At 39.1% G+C, this 16,750-nt stretch carries 13 protein-coding genes and 1 riboswitch; of the genes, 10 read left to right on the forward strand and 3 right to left on the reverse strand.

Going from position 1 to position 16,750, the window contains the following annotated elements; translation table 11 throughout:
* Window positions 1-33 precede the first annotated feature (33 nt).
* From NYE63_RS12425 to ggt, 3 genes are all read left to right on the forward strand, one after another.
* Complete coding sequence (locus NYE63_RS12425; RefSeq protein ID WP_342605370.1) at window positions 34-540, forward strand: DUF1850 domain-containing protein; 507 nt, start codon at window positions 34-36, stop codon at window positions 538-540.
* Window positions 533-2,527 carry a TRAP transporter permease gene (locus NYE63_RS12430; protein ID WP_342605371.1) on the forward strand — a complete coding sequence of 665 codons (1,995 nt, stop codon included), beginning with the start codon at window positions 533-535 and terminating at the stop codon, window positions 2,525-2,527. The genes NYE63_RS12425 and NYE63_RS12430 overlap by 8 nt, the downstream gene beginning before the upstream one ends.
* Window positions 2,528-2,747: 220 nt before the next feature.
* Window positions 2,748-4,823, forward strand: coding sequence for a gamma-glutamyltransferase (gene ggt / locus NYE63_RS12435; RefSeq protein WP_342605372.1), 2,076 nt, complete (start codon window positions 2,748-2,750; stop codon window positions 4,821-4,823).
* 148 nt (window positions 4,824-4,971) lie between these two features.
* Here ggt and NYE63_RS12440 read toward each other — a convergent pair whose 3' ends face one another.
* Complete coding sequence (locus NYE63_RS12440) at window positions 4,972-5,874, reverse strand: LysR family transcriptional regulator (protein ID WP_342605373.1); 903 nt, start codon at window positions 5,872-5,874, stop codon at window positions 4,972-4,974.
* 123 nt (window positions 5,875-5,997) lie between these two features.
* On the opposite strand from NYE63_RS12440, the gene hutG reads away from it, so the two are divergent.
* From hutG to NYE63_RS12460, 4 genes are all read left to right on the forward strand, one after another.
* The gene (hutG, locus tag NYE63_RS12445; protein ID WP_342605374.1) at window positions 5,998-6,954 is read left to right on the forward strand and encodes a formimidoylglutamase; all 957 of its coding nucleotides are present in this window, start codon (window positions 5,998-6,000) and stop codon (window positions 6,952-6,954) included.
* Window positions 6,955-7,301: 347 nt separating this feature from the next.
* The gene (locus NYE63_RS12450; RefSeq protein ID WP_156404305.1) at window positions 7,302-7,457 is read left to right on the forward strand and encodes a hypothetical protein; all 156 of its coding nucleotides are present in this window, start codon (window positions 7,302-7,304) and stop codon (window positions 7,455-7,457) included.
* Between the two features lie 60 nt (window positions 7,458-7,517).
* Complete coding sequence (locus NYE63_RS12455; protein WP_342605375.1) at window positions 7,518-8,189, forward strand: SOS response-associated peptidase; 672 nt, start codon at window positions 7,518-7,520, stop codon at window positions 8,187-8,189.
* 320 nt (window positions 8,190-8,509) lie between these two features.
* A riboswitch (SAM riboswitch) is annotated at window positions 8,510-8,617 on the forward strand.
* A gap of 186 nt (window positions 8,618-8,803) precedes the next feature.
* Window positions 8,804-10,120 (forward strand): Na+/H+ antiporter NhaC family protein, encoded by a 1,317-nt coding sequence (locus NYE63_RS12460; protein ID WP_342605376.1) that lies wholly within the window; start codon window positions 8,804-8,806, stop codon window positions 10,118-10,120.
* A 282-nt stretch (window positions 10,121-10,402) separates the two neighbouring features.
* On the opposite strand, the gene NYE63_RS12465 is transcribed toward NYE63_RS12460, so the two are convergent.
* Both NYE63_RS12465 and NYE63_RS12470 read right to left on the reverse strand, forming a co-directional pair.
* On the reverse strand, window positions 10,403-10,948 hold the full coding sequence (locus NYE63_RS12465; RefSeq protein WP_342605377.1) for a chromate transporter: 546 nt from the start codon (window positions 10,946-10,948) through the stop codon (window positions 10,403-10,405).
* Between the two features lie 47 nt (window positions 10,949-10,995).
* Window positions 10,996-11,625 (reverse strand): chromate transporter, encoded by a 630-nt coding sequence (locus NYE63_RS12470; protein ID WP_342605378.1) that lies wholly within the window; start codon window positions 11,623-11,625, stop codon window positions 10,996-10,998.
* Window positions 11,626-11,880: 255 nt separating this feature from the next.
* On the opposite strand from NYE63_RS12470, the gene NYE63_RS12475 reads away from it, so the two are divergent.
* The 3 genes from NYE63_RS12475 (at window position 11,881) to NYE63_RS12485 (ending at window position 16,660) form a co-directional block, all read left to right on the forward strand.
* Window positions 11,881-12,759, forward strand: a complete 879-nt coding sequence (locus NYE63_RS12475) for a LysR family transcriptional regulator (protein ID WP_342605379.1) — start codon at window positions 11,881-11,883, stop codon at window positions 12,757-12,759.
* A gap of 373 nt (window positions 12,760-13,132) precedes the next feature.
* Window positions 13,133-15,124 carry an alkyl sulfatase dimerization domain-containing protein gene (locus NYE63_RS12480; RefSeq protein ID WP_342605380.1) on the forward strand — a complete coding sequence of 664 codons (1,992 nt, stop codon included), beginning with the start codon at window positions 13,133-13,135 and terminating at the stop codon, window positions 15,122-15,124.
* A 297-nt stretch (window positions 15,125-15,421) separates the two neighbouring features.
* Window positions 15,422-16,660, forward strand: coding sequence for an MFS transporter (locus tag NYE63_RS12485; protein WP_342605381.1), 1,239 nt, complete (start codon window positions 15,422-15,424; stop codon window positions 16,658-16,660).
* Window positions 16,661-16,750: the final 90 nt, after the last annotated feature.

Consider the following 16,750-nt stretch of genomic DNA (forward strand, 5'->3'; position numbering starts at 1 on the left):
AGAATGGGATATCTGGTTTTGAAAGGGGTACCTATGAAATTCACGAGGTTCATGGCTTTTGGTATACCTCTGTTCATCGCTTTTTTATTATTTTTTCCTTATAAGCATGTAATTGCCTTTTCCTTCGAGGACCAAGGGGAATTAGTCGCATATTTTCCATTGAAAAAAGAAAAAGAATTCAAGATTAAGTATACTCACTCCATCCACCTCACGGATGTCTTGGAATCATATCGGTTATCGGATAAGCAAATCGAACAAACCGAACTTGCTTATAATGATTTTGCAGTCGGTATGCCTTCTAATGCAGAGGGGGAGGAAGTATTCAAAGAGAAAGACGGTACCTACTTCATAAAAAATATGAATCGCAATTTCGCCTATATAGATTTACGAGTAGGACAAGTCAGAGCTAACCATCGTTTATTATACGATGAAAAAACTTATACATTGGCAGACTTTATTAAACCAGGGACATGGGTCAGGATTTCTTCGGAAAGAATTTCTTTATGGGAACAGTTGAAGGGAGTGAAGATTAGTGACTGATCAAGAAAAAACGAAGTATTTAACCGAAGCAGAACAACAGGAGTTATTGGAAAAATATGATCCTGAAGCTGGGACAAGGAAATTAACTGGTGTCTTGGGACACATTGCGTTTATTGGACTCTTGGCTTTTTCGTTATTCCAATTATATACTGCTATTTTTGGCGTTTTTACAGCACAAATCCAACGGACGATACATTTAGGGTTTGCACTCTCCTTGATTTTTTTACTATTTCCTGCAAACAGGAAGAAACGTCAAAAAGGAAAGTTTCAAATTGCCTGGTACGATATCATTTTAGCGATCGTTAGTATCGGGGTAGGTGCATATTGGCCCTTATTTTTTGAAGATATCGTCATGAATGTAGGACGTTTGGGAGCTTTGGATTTTGCGGTTGGCATAATGGCCATTCTGCTGGTTTTGGAGGCAACCAGGCGTGCAGTGGGACTTCCTATTATGGTCATTGCTTCATTATTCATTTTCTATGGAATTTTTGGTCAGTATATGCCTGGGTTCCTTGCTCATCGCGGTTTAACTCTGGAACGTTTGGTGCAAACGATGTTCTTCTCGACAGAGGGCATTTTAGGTACTCCGTTAGCGGTGTCATCGACATTCATCTTCCTATTTTTACTGTTTGGATCCTTTCTAGTCCGGACAGGTGTCGGTCAATACTTCAATGATCTTTCAACCGCCATTGCAGGCAGAAGGATCGGGGGACCTGCAAAGGTTGCGATTTTTTCCAGTGCTCTTCAAGGAACGATTAGCGGAAGCTCTGTAGCCAATGTTGTCACTTCAGGAGCATTTACGATACCGATGATGAAAAATCTTGGTTATAAGAAGGAATTCGCAGGGGCAGTGGAGGCGGCTGCTTCGACAGGCGGTCAATTGATGCCTCCGGTAATGGGGGCAGCGGCATTCTTAATGGTTGAGTTCATTGGGAATGGAATAACGTATTGGGATATAGCAAAGGCGGCAGCGATTCCAGCTATCCTTTACTTTTCAGGAATTTGGATCATGACCCATTTTGAAGCGAAACGACTTGGGCTACGTGGATTAACGAAAGAAGAGATGCCTAGTAAGAAGGAAGTGTTCGGCAAATTTTATTTACTAATACCGATCCTTGCCATTATCCTCTTGCTCATGCTGAATATCACAGTTACACATGCAGCACTGTATTCCATTGCCATCTCGGTACTTGTAGGATTCATAAACAAGGATGTCCGCATGAAATTCATCGATATCATTTATGCATTGGTGGATGGAGCTAGAACGGCACTTGCGGTTGCAGCCGCAACCGCAGCGGCCGGCATTATTGTTGGAATTGTTACGAAAACTGGATTAGGGCTGAAGCTGGCTAATGGTTTGATCGATTTGTCAGGCGGATATTTGATTCCGACACTGATGCTAACGATGGTAGCGGCACTTATTTTAGGAATGGGTTCACCTACGACCGCCAATTATGTAATCACATCAACCATTGCAGCACCTGCGATTATTTTGCTTGGTGTTCCTGATTTATCTGCACATTTATTCGTCTTCTATTTTGGCATTATAGCAGATATAACTCCTCCAGTTGCTTTAGCGGCATTTGCAGCGGCAGGGGTGGCAGGCGGTGAACCGATAAAAACGGGGATTGAGTCATCAAAACTTGCTATCGCTGCATTTATCATTCCATATATTTTTGTTCTTTCCCCACAAATGCTGATGATCGATACGACATGGATGGAGGTTGCCTGGGTCGTGCTTACTGCAATGTCAGGCATGATTGCAATTGGTGCGGGTGTTATAGGGTACTGGATGAGGGGAATGCACTGGTTGGAAAGAGTCCTCGCTATAATCGTTGGTTTACTATTAATCTATCCTGAAACGATATCGGACATCATTGGTTTAGCCGCTTTTATCGTATTACTGGCTTTACAATATCTTTGGAAGCGTGAAAATCACAACAGCCCCAATTTCTTGGAAAATAATCAAAGCATAGAGAAAAATTGAGTCTACGAATCTCGATCCGGAAGTAAAGGTTAGAGCTGAACCATTTGGGGGGTGATTTTTTGAAGTGAAACATCATTGAAAACGCAAGGCCCAATAGGAATGTGCAGACTGCTTTTATATCGAGCTCAACCAGCATATTCCTACTAAATTCATCTGTTCGTACTTCCAGTTGCCTTATGGTAAAACCCTAATTTGTTTTATTTTGAAAGGAGACTAAGTCATGAAATTTTTAAAAAGTTTTATTTTAGTTACTTTCAGTTTCTTTTGTATGATCACACCAGCTTTTGCAAGTGTCCCTGGAGTAGACGAGTCAATGGGAAAGGGGGCTACAAAAGGAATCGTATCAGTTTCCCACCCTTTAGCAGCTGAAGCAGGTATAAAGATATTAAAACAAGGTGGAAACGCAGTCGATGCAGCAGCAGCCATTCAATTATCGCTAAATGTAGTTGAACCGATGATGTCTGGAATCGGCGGCGGTGGTTTTATCATGATTTATAATAAGAAAGAAAATAAAATAAAGATGATCGATAGCCGCGAAATGGCACCGCAAAATGTTACGCCTGAACTATTTTTAGAAGAAAAGGGAAAACCTGTTCCTTTTAGTAAACGGCACACAACTGGTAAAGCTGTTGCAGTCCCTGGAACCCTTAAGGGAATGGAAGCTGCACTTGAGAAATATGGAACAATGAAATTATCACAAGTTATGGACCCTGCCATTAAACAGGCCGAAAAAGGGGTTAAAGTCAATTGGATAACAGCACAATATATCGATGAAAATGTAAAAAAACTAGAAAATAACCAAGCGGCTGCAAAAGTTTTTGTGCCTAACGGAAAACCCTTGGATGAGGGAGACACCCTCGTTCAGCCAGATCTGGCAAAGACTCTTAAGCTAATAAAAAAACAAGGTTCTAATGTTTTTTATAAAGGTGAAATCGGGGAAGCACTTACCAAAGAAGTTCAAAAACGTGAAGGAACGATGACAACCGAGGATTTGGAAAACTATGTGGTGAAAGAGAGAGAGCCAATTAAATCGGAATATAGGGGCTTTGAAGTGGTGGGGGCGGCTTCACCAAGTTCAGGCAGCTTGACTGTCCAACAAATCCTGGAGCTAATGGAAGGATTCGATGTACAAAAGATGGGGGCGAACTCCCCTGAGTATCTACATTATCTAACCGAAGCCATGCATCTAGCTTTTGCCGATCGCGCTGCATATATGGCAGATGAAGATTTTTATGATGTACCTACAAAAGGACTATTGGATGAAGATTATATAAAAGAAAGAAGAAAACTCATTAATCCAAATAGATCAACAGCTGATGTCAAAGCAGGCGATCCATGGAAGTATGAGGGCAAAGAACCCACTTCAATGGAGAAGGTAAAAGAAGAGCAAACCCCGATCGGACAAACGACTCACTTTTCTGTAATGGATAAGTGGGGAAATATGGTTGCTTATACGACTACAATCGAGCAAGTATTCGGTTCAGGTATCATGGTACCTGATTATGGATTCATGCTTAATAATGAAATGACGGATTTTGATGCCACACCGGGTGGAGTTAACCAGGTGGAACCAGGAAAAAGACCAAGAAGCAGTATGTCCCCGACCTTTGTATTAAAAGATGGCAACCCCTTCATGGCCATTGGTTCACCAGGCGGGGCGACGATAATCGCATCGGTATCTGAAACGATTATGAATGTGCTTGATCATCAAATGCTAATTCAAGATGCGATACTTGCGCCACGCATTTATTCTGCTGGTTATCCGACAGTTAGATGGGAACCGGGAATTGAACAAAATACAAGGTTAGAGTTAATGGCAAAAGGCCATGTTTATGAAGAAAAACCCCAACATATCGGAAATGTGCAAGCTGTTATTTTTGATTATGAAAAGGGGAAAATGTATGGAGGAGCCGATAATACGAGAGAAGGAACTGTTCAAGGAGTTTATAATGTTTCCTATAAATCGAAAAAGCCAAAAGAAATAAAAGAAGAAAAAAAGGGACCGTTTACCTTAAAAGTGAATGGAGCCGTTTATCCTTATACAGCTGAACAAATGAAACTGATAGATGAAAAACCCTATATCCAATCAGACAAATTGCTACTTGGTTTGGGTGTAATCCAAACAGGGGACTTAGAAACATTTAAACCAGATAAAAAATCGTATCTACCGGTGTTAAGAGTAGCAAAATCATTAGGATATAAAGCAAAATGGAACGAAAAAGACAAAGAGGCACTATTGGAAAAAGATTCGGCGGATATTGAAGATCCAGACGAAGATGGTAGTGTCACGAATTAATTTTACCCTGACGAATATAGACTGAAATTCCTTTAGCAAGATGGAACTAAGGAAATCGAGGAAAGTGGCCAGAGCAATGACAAAAAACATTCCCCTTGTGCAATGTGCATAAGGGGAATGTTTTTTGTCATTACCGTTGGATTCTTTTTTAGTCATCGAACCTAACATCACTCTTAAAAAAGCTCTGTATGTCCTCTATTAACCTATATACTGCAGGAGACAGATAACGGTCTTTCAAATAAGCTATGTAAACAGTCCTTTCCAAAAAGTTCGAATCGATTGCGCGAATTGCAGTATTTGGTGTAGCAGCGGATTTTATATAGCTTTCAGGTAAAATTGTAACCCCAAGCCCTTCTTCTACCAAACTGCAAGCTGTTTCAAGCCTTTCTATTTCGTATAGGATATTGGGAATTGCATTTTCACCCTTAAATGCTCTTAAGATATCATCTCTTGTTTGAAATCCAGTTGTGCTGATGATCAATTCTTTCTTTGCAATGTCTTGGAAAGTGATGGACTCTTTTTCGTTTAACTCGTCATCTTTATGGATCAAAAGCATGAATTTTTCATTATAAAGGGGAGTGGACAGAATTTCATCGTTGTTGATGGGCTGGTTCGTGATGGTGAAATGAACATTATACCGGTTTAACGAATCGAAAACCTTCTCTTCCCCTAATATTTCCCTGACCTTTATTTGAATACTAGGATAATTGATTTTAAAATTCCTGATTATTTTCGGGAACCAAAATTTAAATGACTCTATGGAACCTATAGATACAGTTCCGCTTCCAACATCCTTCATTTCCTTAAGCTCCACTTGCATATTATCGAATCTTCTTAACAGATCAACAGATCTCGTATAAAAAATCCCTCCTGCTTCCGTAAGCTCAAGCCCCCTTGTATTACGTTCCAAAAGCTGAAAACCAACTTCATTTTCTAATTTCATTATGGCATTACTTAGGGAAGGTTGTGATATATGCAGCATTTTTGCCGCTTTTGAGAAATTCTTTTCCCGGACAATTGTAGTGAAATATCGAAGTTGACGAAGGTCCATATATGCTCCTTTCTATAGCTTTAAACTATAGATATATTGAAATTTTGTATTGGTAATTATATATTATCTCATTTATAATTTTGAAAAAAGATATTTCGGAATTTTTTAAATAAAGGAGAAATTATGTATACAAATCCGACTTTAAAATATTGGAATGGAAGAATTGATTCCCAATCTGACATGGACAGCTTCAGATACCACCAAAGAGTACGTTTGGCACCGATTTCGGAATTAGCCATCTCTTCCAATGCATCAAGGACCTTTGGATTGATTGGCTTCAAATGTGATGAAGGCGTCAAAAGGAATAAAGGGAGGATTGGTGCTGCAGAGGGTCCTGATCATATTAGGCAGTCATTGGCAAAATTACCCTGTCATTTACCTTCCCAAACCGAGCTGGTGGATGCTGGCAATGTAATATGTGAAAGTACAGAGATGGAGGCCGCCCAATCCCAACTGGGATCAGCTGTTGCCGGGATATTGGAGAGTAAAGCGATTCCTATCATACTTGGGGGAGGACACGAAACCCTGTATGGCCATTATCTTGGGATTAGGAAATCCATTGGACCAAAAGCTAGATTAGGGATTATTAATATTGATGCTCACTTTGATATGAGACCTTATGAAAAAGAAAGTTCATCAGGAACGATGTTTAAGCAGATTTTGGACGAAGATCAAAGTTGTGGATATTTATGTGTCGGAATTCAGAAGCAGGGGAATACGAAGGCACTGTTTGAAACTGCTGAGAGAAGTAAGGTCGACTACATTTTGGAAGAAGATTTATCATTGAACGAAATGGATGAAACTAAGCGGCGGATAAATGCTTTCTCTAAGGAATATGACTACATTATTCTTACATTATGTACAGACGTTATTGATTCAGCCTACGCACCTGGGGTAAGTGCTCCATCGCCGTTTGGACTGAATCCGAAATTGGTCCGTGCCATTATCAGGCATATCGTATCGAATGAAAAGATCCTCTCCTTTGATATCTCGGAAGTGAATCCTTCGTTGGACGAAAATAATAAAACCGTTACATTGGCAGCACATTTAATAAATGAGGTTTTACTGCATTTTAAATAATGAATGGACATGGAATAGGGGCAACTCCTCCATTTGGTTCTTCTATAAGAGCGAGCCTATTCGTACCGACTGTTGGGGCTTTCCTCAATGCTATTTCCATAATCAATTATCAGTATTGAAGCGAAAAACCTTTGACAGCGCCCAGACTGTCCATGAATCATTCATGGACAGTCTTTTTTCTCGCCTCGTTTACAAAAAGTTATGGTCCCAACCCTTAGAAGTATAAAGGAACCTCCATGCGGCCTCCCCATTAGAAGATTAACCGTGACTCTGCCAAAGTTCAGTACTGATACTTGGGGGTTTTTAGTTTATAATAACAACCATCTAGCCTTTTGAGGGGGAATTACATGAATGAATATAAAGTAACGGTCAGGAATGGCAGTACCTTAATTTTGTCGGAAATCATTAAAGCTGAAGATGAAAGAGAAGTCCTTGGCACCCTTTTGATTTCCAGCGAATTATTTAATCAACCATTTACCGACATCAGGATTTTAGAAAGTTGATTTGTGCCTGCCCGTTCCATTTGTTACACTGTAATAAATCTTAATACGGTAGGCGATATTATGTGTGGACGTTACACCCTTTTCACTGACATTGAAGAAATAAAAGAACGGTTTGATATTCAAGGATCATTTGATGAGGAATACCAATTCAGCTACAATATTGCTCCCTCCCAATCCGTGCTCTCTGTCATTAATGACGGGGCGAGGAATCGACTTGGATATCTTCGGTGGGGACTCATTCCTTTCTGGGCAAAAGACGAAAAAGTGGGCTATAAAATGATCAATGCCAGAGCGGAAACCATTTCAGAGAAAGCAAGCTTCAAGAATTCGTATAAGAAGAAGAGATGCTTGATAATCGCTGACTCTTTTTATGAATGGAAGAAGACATCAGAGAGAAAAATACCGATGCGAATAAAACTGAAGAACCATGCTCCATTTGGAATGGCCGGTCTCTGGGAATCCTGGAAATCTCCTGAAGGCATCAGCATCTATTCGTGCTCCGTTATAACAACCGTTCCTAATAAGCTAATGACCAGCATTCATGATCGTATGCCTGTCATCCTTAAACCAGAAGATGAAAAAGATTGGTTGAATCCATCCATTAATGATCCTGCATATCTGCAACAGTATTTAAAGTCATTCGATTCGGAACAGATGGAAGCATTTGAAGTATCGACTGATGTGAACTCGACTAAAAATAACTCACCTAATCTAATACAACAAATTTGCTAAGAGGTCATTAGACCTCTTTTTTATATTAGTTCCGTCCCGAAATGGCTTTTTGGTGTTTTATCCAAATGTAACAAGAGTTTCATTTATTGAAATAAAATGAATAACTGCACATGTCAAGATCTCTTTATAATCATTAAGGAGCATGTGAAATACTTTAAAACTAAACCTTGCGAAAATAGACAAAATGCTGTACTCTTATATTTGCTTTTCAATACGACTTTCGATGTCACTTTCACAAACTAAGATGGTTTCAGCAAGTTTCCAGCCTGGTACTTTTCTGACAGGCATCGTAATATTTGATAAATTATATAATTTTGATCTTCTTATCAAGAGAGACGGAGGGACTGGCCCGAAGATGTCTCGGCAGCGGACTTAATAGGAGTGCTGTGCCAAATCCAGCAGGCTGATTTTCGCCTGAAAGATAAGGAGGGTGTTTTTTATAAATTAAAAGACCTCTTCTTGTTGTTTAATAGAAGGGGTCTTTTTTATGCTGACAGTTTTTTTTAGCTATAGCTCCATGAATGGGTAATCAAGTTTGGTGTTATTTGCGAAAACTGTTAAAAGAATAAAAGCTATGACACATGTCATGGGAAAAATAAAAAGAGGTGTACATCATGAGTGCAAACAATAAAGGGAATCCATGGGCATTGATTCCATTTGTCGTATTTTTAATTTTATTTATAGGGTCCGGAATCGTCACTAAAGATTTTTATTCATTTCCAGTGATTGTAGCAATTTCTATTGCATCAGCAGCTGCATTGGCAATGAATCGGAAAGAAAGCTTCAATCAAAAGGTTGATATTTTCTGTAAAGGTGCCGGTGACGCCAATATTATGTTAATGGTTATCATTTTCCTTTTAGCCGGCGCTTTTGCCGAAGTTGCAAATGGCATGGGGGCAGTTGAATCAACGGTGAATCTTGCCTTAGCCGTTTTTCCGCAAAATCTTTTAATGGTAGGGATATTCATTATCGCGTGTTTTATTTCTCTATCTATGGGGACTAGCATGGGAACGATTGTAGCCCTAGCACCTATCGGGGTGGGAATTAGCGAGCAAACCGATATTTCGCTTGCCTTTTCAATGGCTGCCGTTATTGGTGGTGCGATGTTTGGAGATAACCTATCCTTCATTTCAGATACGACAATCGCTGCAGTTCGAACACAGGGAACGAAAATGAAGGATAAGTTTAAGGTGAATTTTTTCATCGTTTTACCTGCGGCCATCATCACATGCGCCATTCTTGGAATTTTAACGATGGGTGAACAAGCCGACATCACCCAAAATTCTTATAATTGGGTGAAGATTCTTCCATACCTTTGCGTATTGATCACTGCATTGGCAGGAGTCAATGTGTTCCTGGTCCTTTCTATCGGTATCGTATTTGCCGGAATAATCGGCTTGGCAGATGGAAGTTATCAACCGTTGGGTGTCATTCAAAAAGTTGGTGAAGGAATGGCGGGAATGTATGAAATATCCTTCCTTGCCATTTTAATTGCAGGCATGGTTGCTGTAATAAAACATAATGGTGGCATCGATTATCTGCTCCACCTCGTGACCCGAAATAGCAAATCAAAAAAAGGGGCGGAATTCAGCATTGCCGGGCTTGTTGGTTTGACGAACCTTTCAACGGCAAATAACACGATTTCGATTATCATTGCCGGGCCACTTGCCAAAAATATTGCTGAAAAGTATGGGATTGATCCGCGTAAATCGGCGAGCTTACTTGACGTTTTTGCCTGTTGTATCCAAGGGTTGATTCCATATGGGGCACAGCTGCTTGTTGCAGCAGGAGTAGCAAAGATTTCACCGATAAGCATCTTGCCTTATTCATATTACCCAATACTAATTGGACTTTGTGGAGTCGTTGCCATCTTGATTGGTTTTCCACGGTTTCGGTCTGAAGAAGATGTAGCGAAGAAACGTACTTCTTAAAATGAGAATAGGAAATGAAAAACACCCTGGATCATTGGATACAGGGTGTTTTCTGTATGATCGAAATACTAAAACATAAGCGTAAAAATTATTCAGAAGTCATCCTCGCTCTTATTTCAGAATAAGTGTCCTAAACTAATCAAAGCCGACTTCATCTGACCTGAAAATTCCAATTCATCTGTTTGATATTTCTTTAAATTATGATAAACAATTTTTTTCATAACCAAAATATCTGTGCTTCATTCCGGTCCATATTGATAATGGTTTTGCTTGAGGCATTTGTCATGAATAGAGGACAACACCAACTAAACCAGAAAGAATAATTACATAGGCTGGGTGCCAGCGTAATTTCATTAGGGCAAATAACGATAATCCAAAAACGAGTAATAAGCTAATCGTATGCCATGAAAAGTTCGGAGCTATCATATGATTGGAAAGTGCCAAACTGATTGCCGCAAAGAGGATTAAACTAGTGACAATGGGTCTTAATCCATAAAACATGGATTGAATAACTGGAAAATGATTCAATTTGCTGAAGAATGTGGCTATAACGGTCACGAATATAATAGCAGGTAGCAAGATTCCGAGAGTGGATGAAATGGCTCCTGCTAATCCAGCAGTAGAATAGCCAACGAGAATGGCACTATTGGCTGTGACAGGTCCTGGTGACATCCCGGAAATGGCGATTATATCGGTAAATTGCTGCGTTGACATCCATCCATGCTGTGAGACTTCCGATTCTATTACGGGAATCATGGCGTATCCGCCACCGAACGATACAAAGCCGATAATAAAGAAGGTGCTAAACAACTCCCACAATTCCATCATAATATCACACGCTTTCTTGAAAATTAGTTAGACCTTTTTTGATTTACCTATATGCCAGCACCCATGAAAGGTTCGAAATCATTTTCTTCTTTTCTCATATCTTTTCTGTCCAACTTGACATCGTATCCTAATTTTCTCTTAATGGAGATTGTCACAATACCTGCTACAGCTCCTGCTAATATAACCATCACTGGGTGAAGAAAGAAGAGGACTGGAATTCCTACTAATAAAATACAGAAAGTTGCTTTGTCTACAACAGCCGTTTTTCCTATCTTGATAGCTGCATAGGCGATGATGGCTACTATGGAAGCTCTGATCGATATGAATGCGGATTCTATCTTCGGATTATCCTGAATGAAAAAATACAAAATGCCTAGGAGCAGAACAATTAAAAAGGTAGGTAATGAAACACCGATCATGGCTGCCATTGCCCCCTTCATTCCGGCAATTCGATGGCCGATAAAGGTGGCGGAGTTAATGGCTACAGCTCCCGGTACGGACTGAGATAACGCAAAAACATCCGTAACTTCTTCGCTTTTCATCCATTTCCTCTTTTCGACCACTTCTTTTTCGATTAAAGGGATCATCGCAAACCCGCCTCCGAATGTGACAGGTGCTATTTTAAAAAAGGTCCAAAATAAATGGAATAGAGTTTTCCATTGTCCTTTCATTGACATCAGTCACTTCCTTTGCATGCTTTGTTTAAATCTTATTACTAACATATCAAAGAAAAAGGAATGGGTAAATTGCAACAAAATCATCGGGTATAACAAAACGTTATACCCAGAAGATTTATCCGTTTTATAAAGAATGTCGCCAATAATTTAATAGCCTCACTTATTCGGGGATGTAGCACTCGTTTTTCATTTCACCATTTACCTTTATGATGCTATCATTTTAATTAACTATCAAAAAACATGGAGGTCGTTTTCTTGAAATTAGAAAATCTAAAAATGTTTTGTTTAGTGGTGGATGAAGGAAGCATAAGCCAGGCAGCGAGGTTAAGTTTCCTATCTCAACCCGCTGTAACAAGACAAATCCATCAACTGGAAAATTATTATAACACATTGTTATTCGACCGTGAGGAAGGAAGGCTGAGAGTTACAGAGGCAGGAAAGTTGTTATACCCTTTTGCAAAAGCTATTGTAAATGACTTCAACCATTCAAAAGAAGTGATTCAACAATCAACTGGCAAGTACAATGCAAACCTCATAGTAGGGGCATCCTTGACTATCGGTGAGTATTTGTTGCCAAGCTTGCTTGGGAGATTTAAAAAACAACAGCCTGAAATAAAAGTGACATTAACGATAAAAAACAGCCCCCGGGTTCTGGAGGATCTTTCAAACGATGTCATTGATTTGGCCTTGGTGGAAGGACTTGTGGAAAACACCGATTTTATTGTAGACAAGTTCGCCGAGGACGAATTGATATTGGTATGTCCATCCGACCACACATGGAAAGACAGAAAAGAAATTCAGCTAGAGGAATTGGGAAATGAAAGGATGATTTGGCGTGAATCCATTTCAGGAACACGGCTTATTGTAGAAAATATGTTAAGGGAGCATGGTGTTTTAGAAAAAATAGAAAGCTACATGGAGATCGGCAGTACACAAGCGATAAAAAGTGCGGTTGAAGCTGGACTTGGAATCAGCATTTTGCCAAGGTTGACAGTGGCCAGAGAATTGGAGCAAGGCTTTTTGCGGGAAGTGGGCATTTCCAGAATAGATATAACAAGAAATTTATGGCTAGTCAGGAAAAACAAGCGTTTTAATAAAATAGGGGTGTCTAAATTTGTTGATTTTCTTCAATAAAGAGTGAAAGCTACCTTGGTTTACTATTACAATATTGGAAAAGTTTTCAGTTTCGTGGTTAAGGTGTGGCCCCGAACCCCTTACCTTGCAAAAGTCATAGCAAATTGAAAATACCGCATTCATAAAAGCTCTTCTCTATCGAGAGGGGCATTTTGTATTTGGCTGTTCAGTCTAGGGTTAGCCATCATGATGGAAACAAGCAGTTTTTTATATAAGTAAAATTGAAGTTACTATTAGAAACAGGAAATATACTTAATGGCAAATTAATTATAAAATAAATTCATATTATTCTAAAAATTTCTAAAAAAAGAGAAAGTTTACTGCTTTAACATCTGGAATATAGACATGATATCTACTTAGAAAGGGGTATGAAATGTCCAAAGTATCTTTTATTAAAGGAATGGTTTCCGTTCCCATTGTTTTTGTTTTACTAGCAGGGTCTTCTGTTACAAATGCTGCATCAGATGAGCCAATGCCGGCAACAGATGCAACAATTTCAGCAAATAAGGCTTTTTATGAACAGTTGAATTTTAAAGACAAGGAAGATTTCAAGAATGCACATAAAGGATTCATTGCACCCTTGAATATGAATCCAATAAAAAATTCAAAAGGTGACGTAGTATGGGATAGTAATCGATATTCATTCATCAAAGAAGATCAGCCGGCAAGTTTTACTGTAAACCCTAGCTTGTGGAGACAGGCACAACTACAAAATATAACAGGCTTATTTAAAGTGGTAGATGGCGTTTATCAAGTTCGGGGCCAGGATTTATCAGTGCTTACCATTGTGGAAGGAAAAACAGGATTAATCGTTTTGGATACACTTTCTACAATTGAAACGGCCAAAGCAGCGATGGAGCTTTATTTTGAACATCGACCCCCAAATCCGGTAAGTGCAATTGTTATTAGTCACAGTCATGCGGATCACTTTGGTGGTATAAAAGGCATTGCTCAATACGCTGAAAATCCAGCTAAAGTACCCATTATTGTCCCAGCAGGTTTTAACGATGAAGCTCTAAGTGAAAACATACTACTAGGTAATATAATGTCTCGCCGTGCAGGTTATATGTTTGGAAATCTTTTACCCGCAAATGAAAGAGGATTTGTTACTTCTGGTATTGGCCCGGGATTAAGTAACGGAACTTTTAGCTATTTACCTCCAACAACGGAAATAAAGGATGATATTCAAACGATGGAAATAGACGGAATAACATTTAAATTTTTATTGACGCCGGATTCAGAAGCTCCATCTGAGATGCATTATTATATCAATGATTATAAAACTTTAGTGGTAGCCGAAAACACCGGACACACGTTACATAATATTTATACATTAAGGGGAGCTAAAACCAGAGATACTTTAAAATGGGTGAAAGCACTTGATGAAACAGTCGATCTGTTTGGAAATGAAGATATAGATGCTATGGTTACCGCCCATACATGGCCTATATGGGGAAAGGACCATGTTCTGGAGCAGTTGGAAAGTCAGCGTGATTTGTATAAATATATTCATGATCAAACCATACGATTAGCTAATTTAGGTCTCACACCTGATGAAATCGCGGAAAAGTTAAAGCTTCCTGAAAAGTTGGATAAAGTTTGGGCCAATCGGGGGTATTACGGAACATTGAAACACAACGTAAAAGCGGTGTACAACTTTTACTTAGGATATTTCAACGGTAATCCATCCGACTTGGATCCATTACCACAAGAGGAATCGGGAGCTAAATATATAGAATATATGGGTGGGGAAAAGAAGGTCATTAAACGGGCAAAACTTGATTATAAAAAAGGGGAATATCGCTGGGTGGCTCAAGTCTTAAAGCATGTAGTCATGGCTAACCCCAAAAATACAGAAGCAAAAAACTTACTAGCAAAAGCTTATGAGCAATTAGGATACACAGCTGAATCCTCTGTGTGGCGTAATTTCTATCTTACCGGCGCAGATGAGTTAAGGAATGGTGTGGCAGACTCGAAGGGAACAGGCGGAATGATGAATCTCGATACGCTGCTCAATATGCCAATGGATGATTTTCTGAAATTCTTGTCCATTAAATTAAACGGAACAAAAGCGGAAAATAAAAAAATGGCATTCAATGTGACATTTACAGATTCGAAAACCAATTACATGATTAATGTGGATAATTCTGTACTGAATTTCAAAAAGGGGAAAATGGCCTCCAACCCTGATGCAACGTTAACATTAGATAGAATAACCTTCTATCAGATTGCTCTAGGGCGTGAAGATTTATCCAAAATGGAGGCGGCCGGTAAAGTTTCCATTTCCGGTGATAAAGAGCAGTTTGAAGATTTCCTGTCTTTGCTGGATCAATTTCAACCAAAGGTTAATATCGTTACTCCGTGATAATCAACTACTTTATATTCGGAAAGCAGGATCGATTGGTGACCAATATCCGTACCCACGAGTCTAATTTTTAGTCTCGTGGGTATGAATGTATCAATTAATCTTGTATGAATCCAGTTTCGTTTTAATAAATTCATTCATTGTTTTTTTTTAAGATTGAAACGCTCCTAAAAGTCACAGAACAAAAATCAATAACCGTAAAAAGAAAAATTCAAGTCTTGTAATTCAAAAGTAATTGTAAGCGCTTCCTATTTAGCTGAAGTTTTGTGGAAATATAAAAAAATGGAGTGATGGGGAATGGAGCTGTATGCAAGTAAGAAACGAAAATTAATGATCAGCGGCCTTTTATTTGTTGGAATGATATTAAGCTTTTTTGATCGCGTTGCCATAAATGTCGGGATTATTCCAATTGCAGATGAGTTTCATCTCAATACGTCCCAGACAGGTTTATTAATTAGTATATTTTTTGTTAGTTACTCACTCATGCAACCGCTTGGTGGATGGATGACCGATAAGTATGGAGCTAGAGTCATGGTTACTGTTTCTTTGTTTAGTTGGTCTTTGTTCACTGTAATGTCTGGGTTTGCATGGTCATTTATGTCTTTATTATTCATTCGTTTTCTGTTCGGGTTAGGTGAAGGGCCTTTCTATCCTGCCAGTATGTCCACTATAAGAGATAACTTCCCGGAAGAAGAAAGGGGCCGGGCAAATTCGTTTTTCTTGTCTGCCCAAAATATTGGGGGGATATTAGGTACTGCACTAGCCGCATCCATGGTGGTAGCTTTCGGTTGGCGGGGCATGTTTACCATTGCCGGGATTCTAGGGATATTAATTTCTTTCGGAATTTGGTTCATTCTAAAGCCTCAAGAAACTCAAGAGGTTAAAAAAGACAAACCGAAACAAAAAAAGGTTGCTCTGAAACGATTATTTAATATCGAAAACATTTGGAAACTCATAACTTTCAAGTTTATATCAAATATTATCAACTATGGTCTGATCACTTGGATGCCTATATATTTAGTTAAGGAAAAAGGGGTTGATTTAATAGCCGCCGGGGGTTTATTGGCAATCCCCTATATTTTTGGTTTCTTGATGTTTAATGTAAGCGGATGGCTTCTGGATAAGCATATGGCTAACCGGGAGAAGTATCTTGCCGCTGCAGGCGCTTTATTATCGGCAATTTTTCTCTTTTTAATGTCTAACGCCACATCTCTAGCACTTATCATCACTTATCTCACTCTCAACTCCGTAGCACTGTCTTTCTTTGGAACCGTTCTATATACGATCATCATAAAATACTCACCAAAGGAACTTACGGGATCTGCCTCCGGACTCGTAACTTTTGCTGGTCAAATTGCAGGTGCGGTTTCTCCTTTAGCCCTCGGTTTGATTATCAGTATGTTTAATGACTCCTATAATGCAGCTTTTCTGTTTTTGGTAATAATAGCGCTATTGGGAACGGTTGTTGCCGTATCTATTAAAAATAATCAGGCACAACCCGCTAAAGAATACGAAAAAACAACTACCATTGTATAAAACTGACATTCTGCTTTTGAGTTTAGATGTACAGCTTCCACTTCTCTAAAATTGAAAGGGCTTTCTGTTCGAGGTATGATATTAGTAATA

Origin of the sequence: Peribacillus sp. FSL E2-0159 (assembly GCF_038643155.1) — a bacterium.
GTDB lineage: Bacteria > Bacillota > Bacilli > Bacillales > DSM-1321 > Peribacillus > Peribacillus simplex.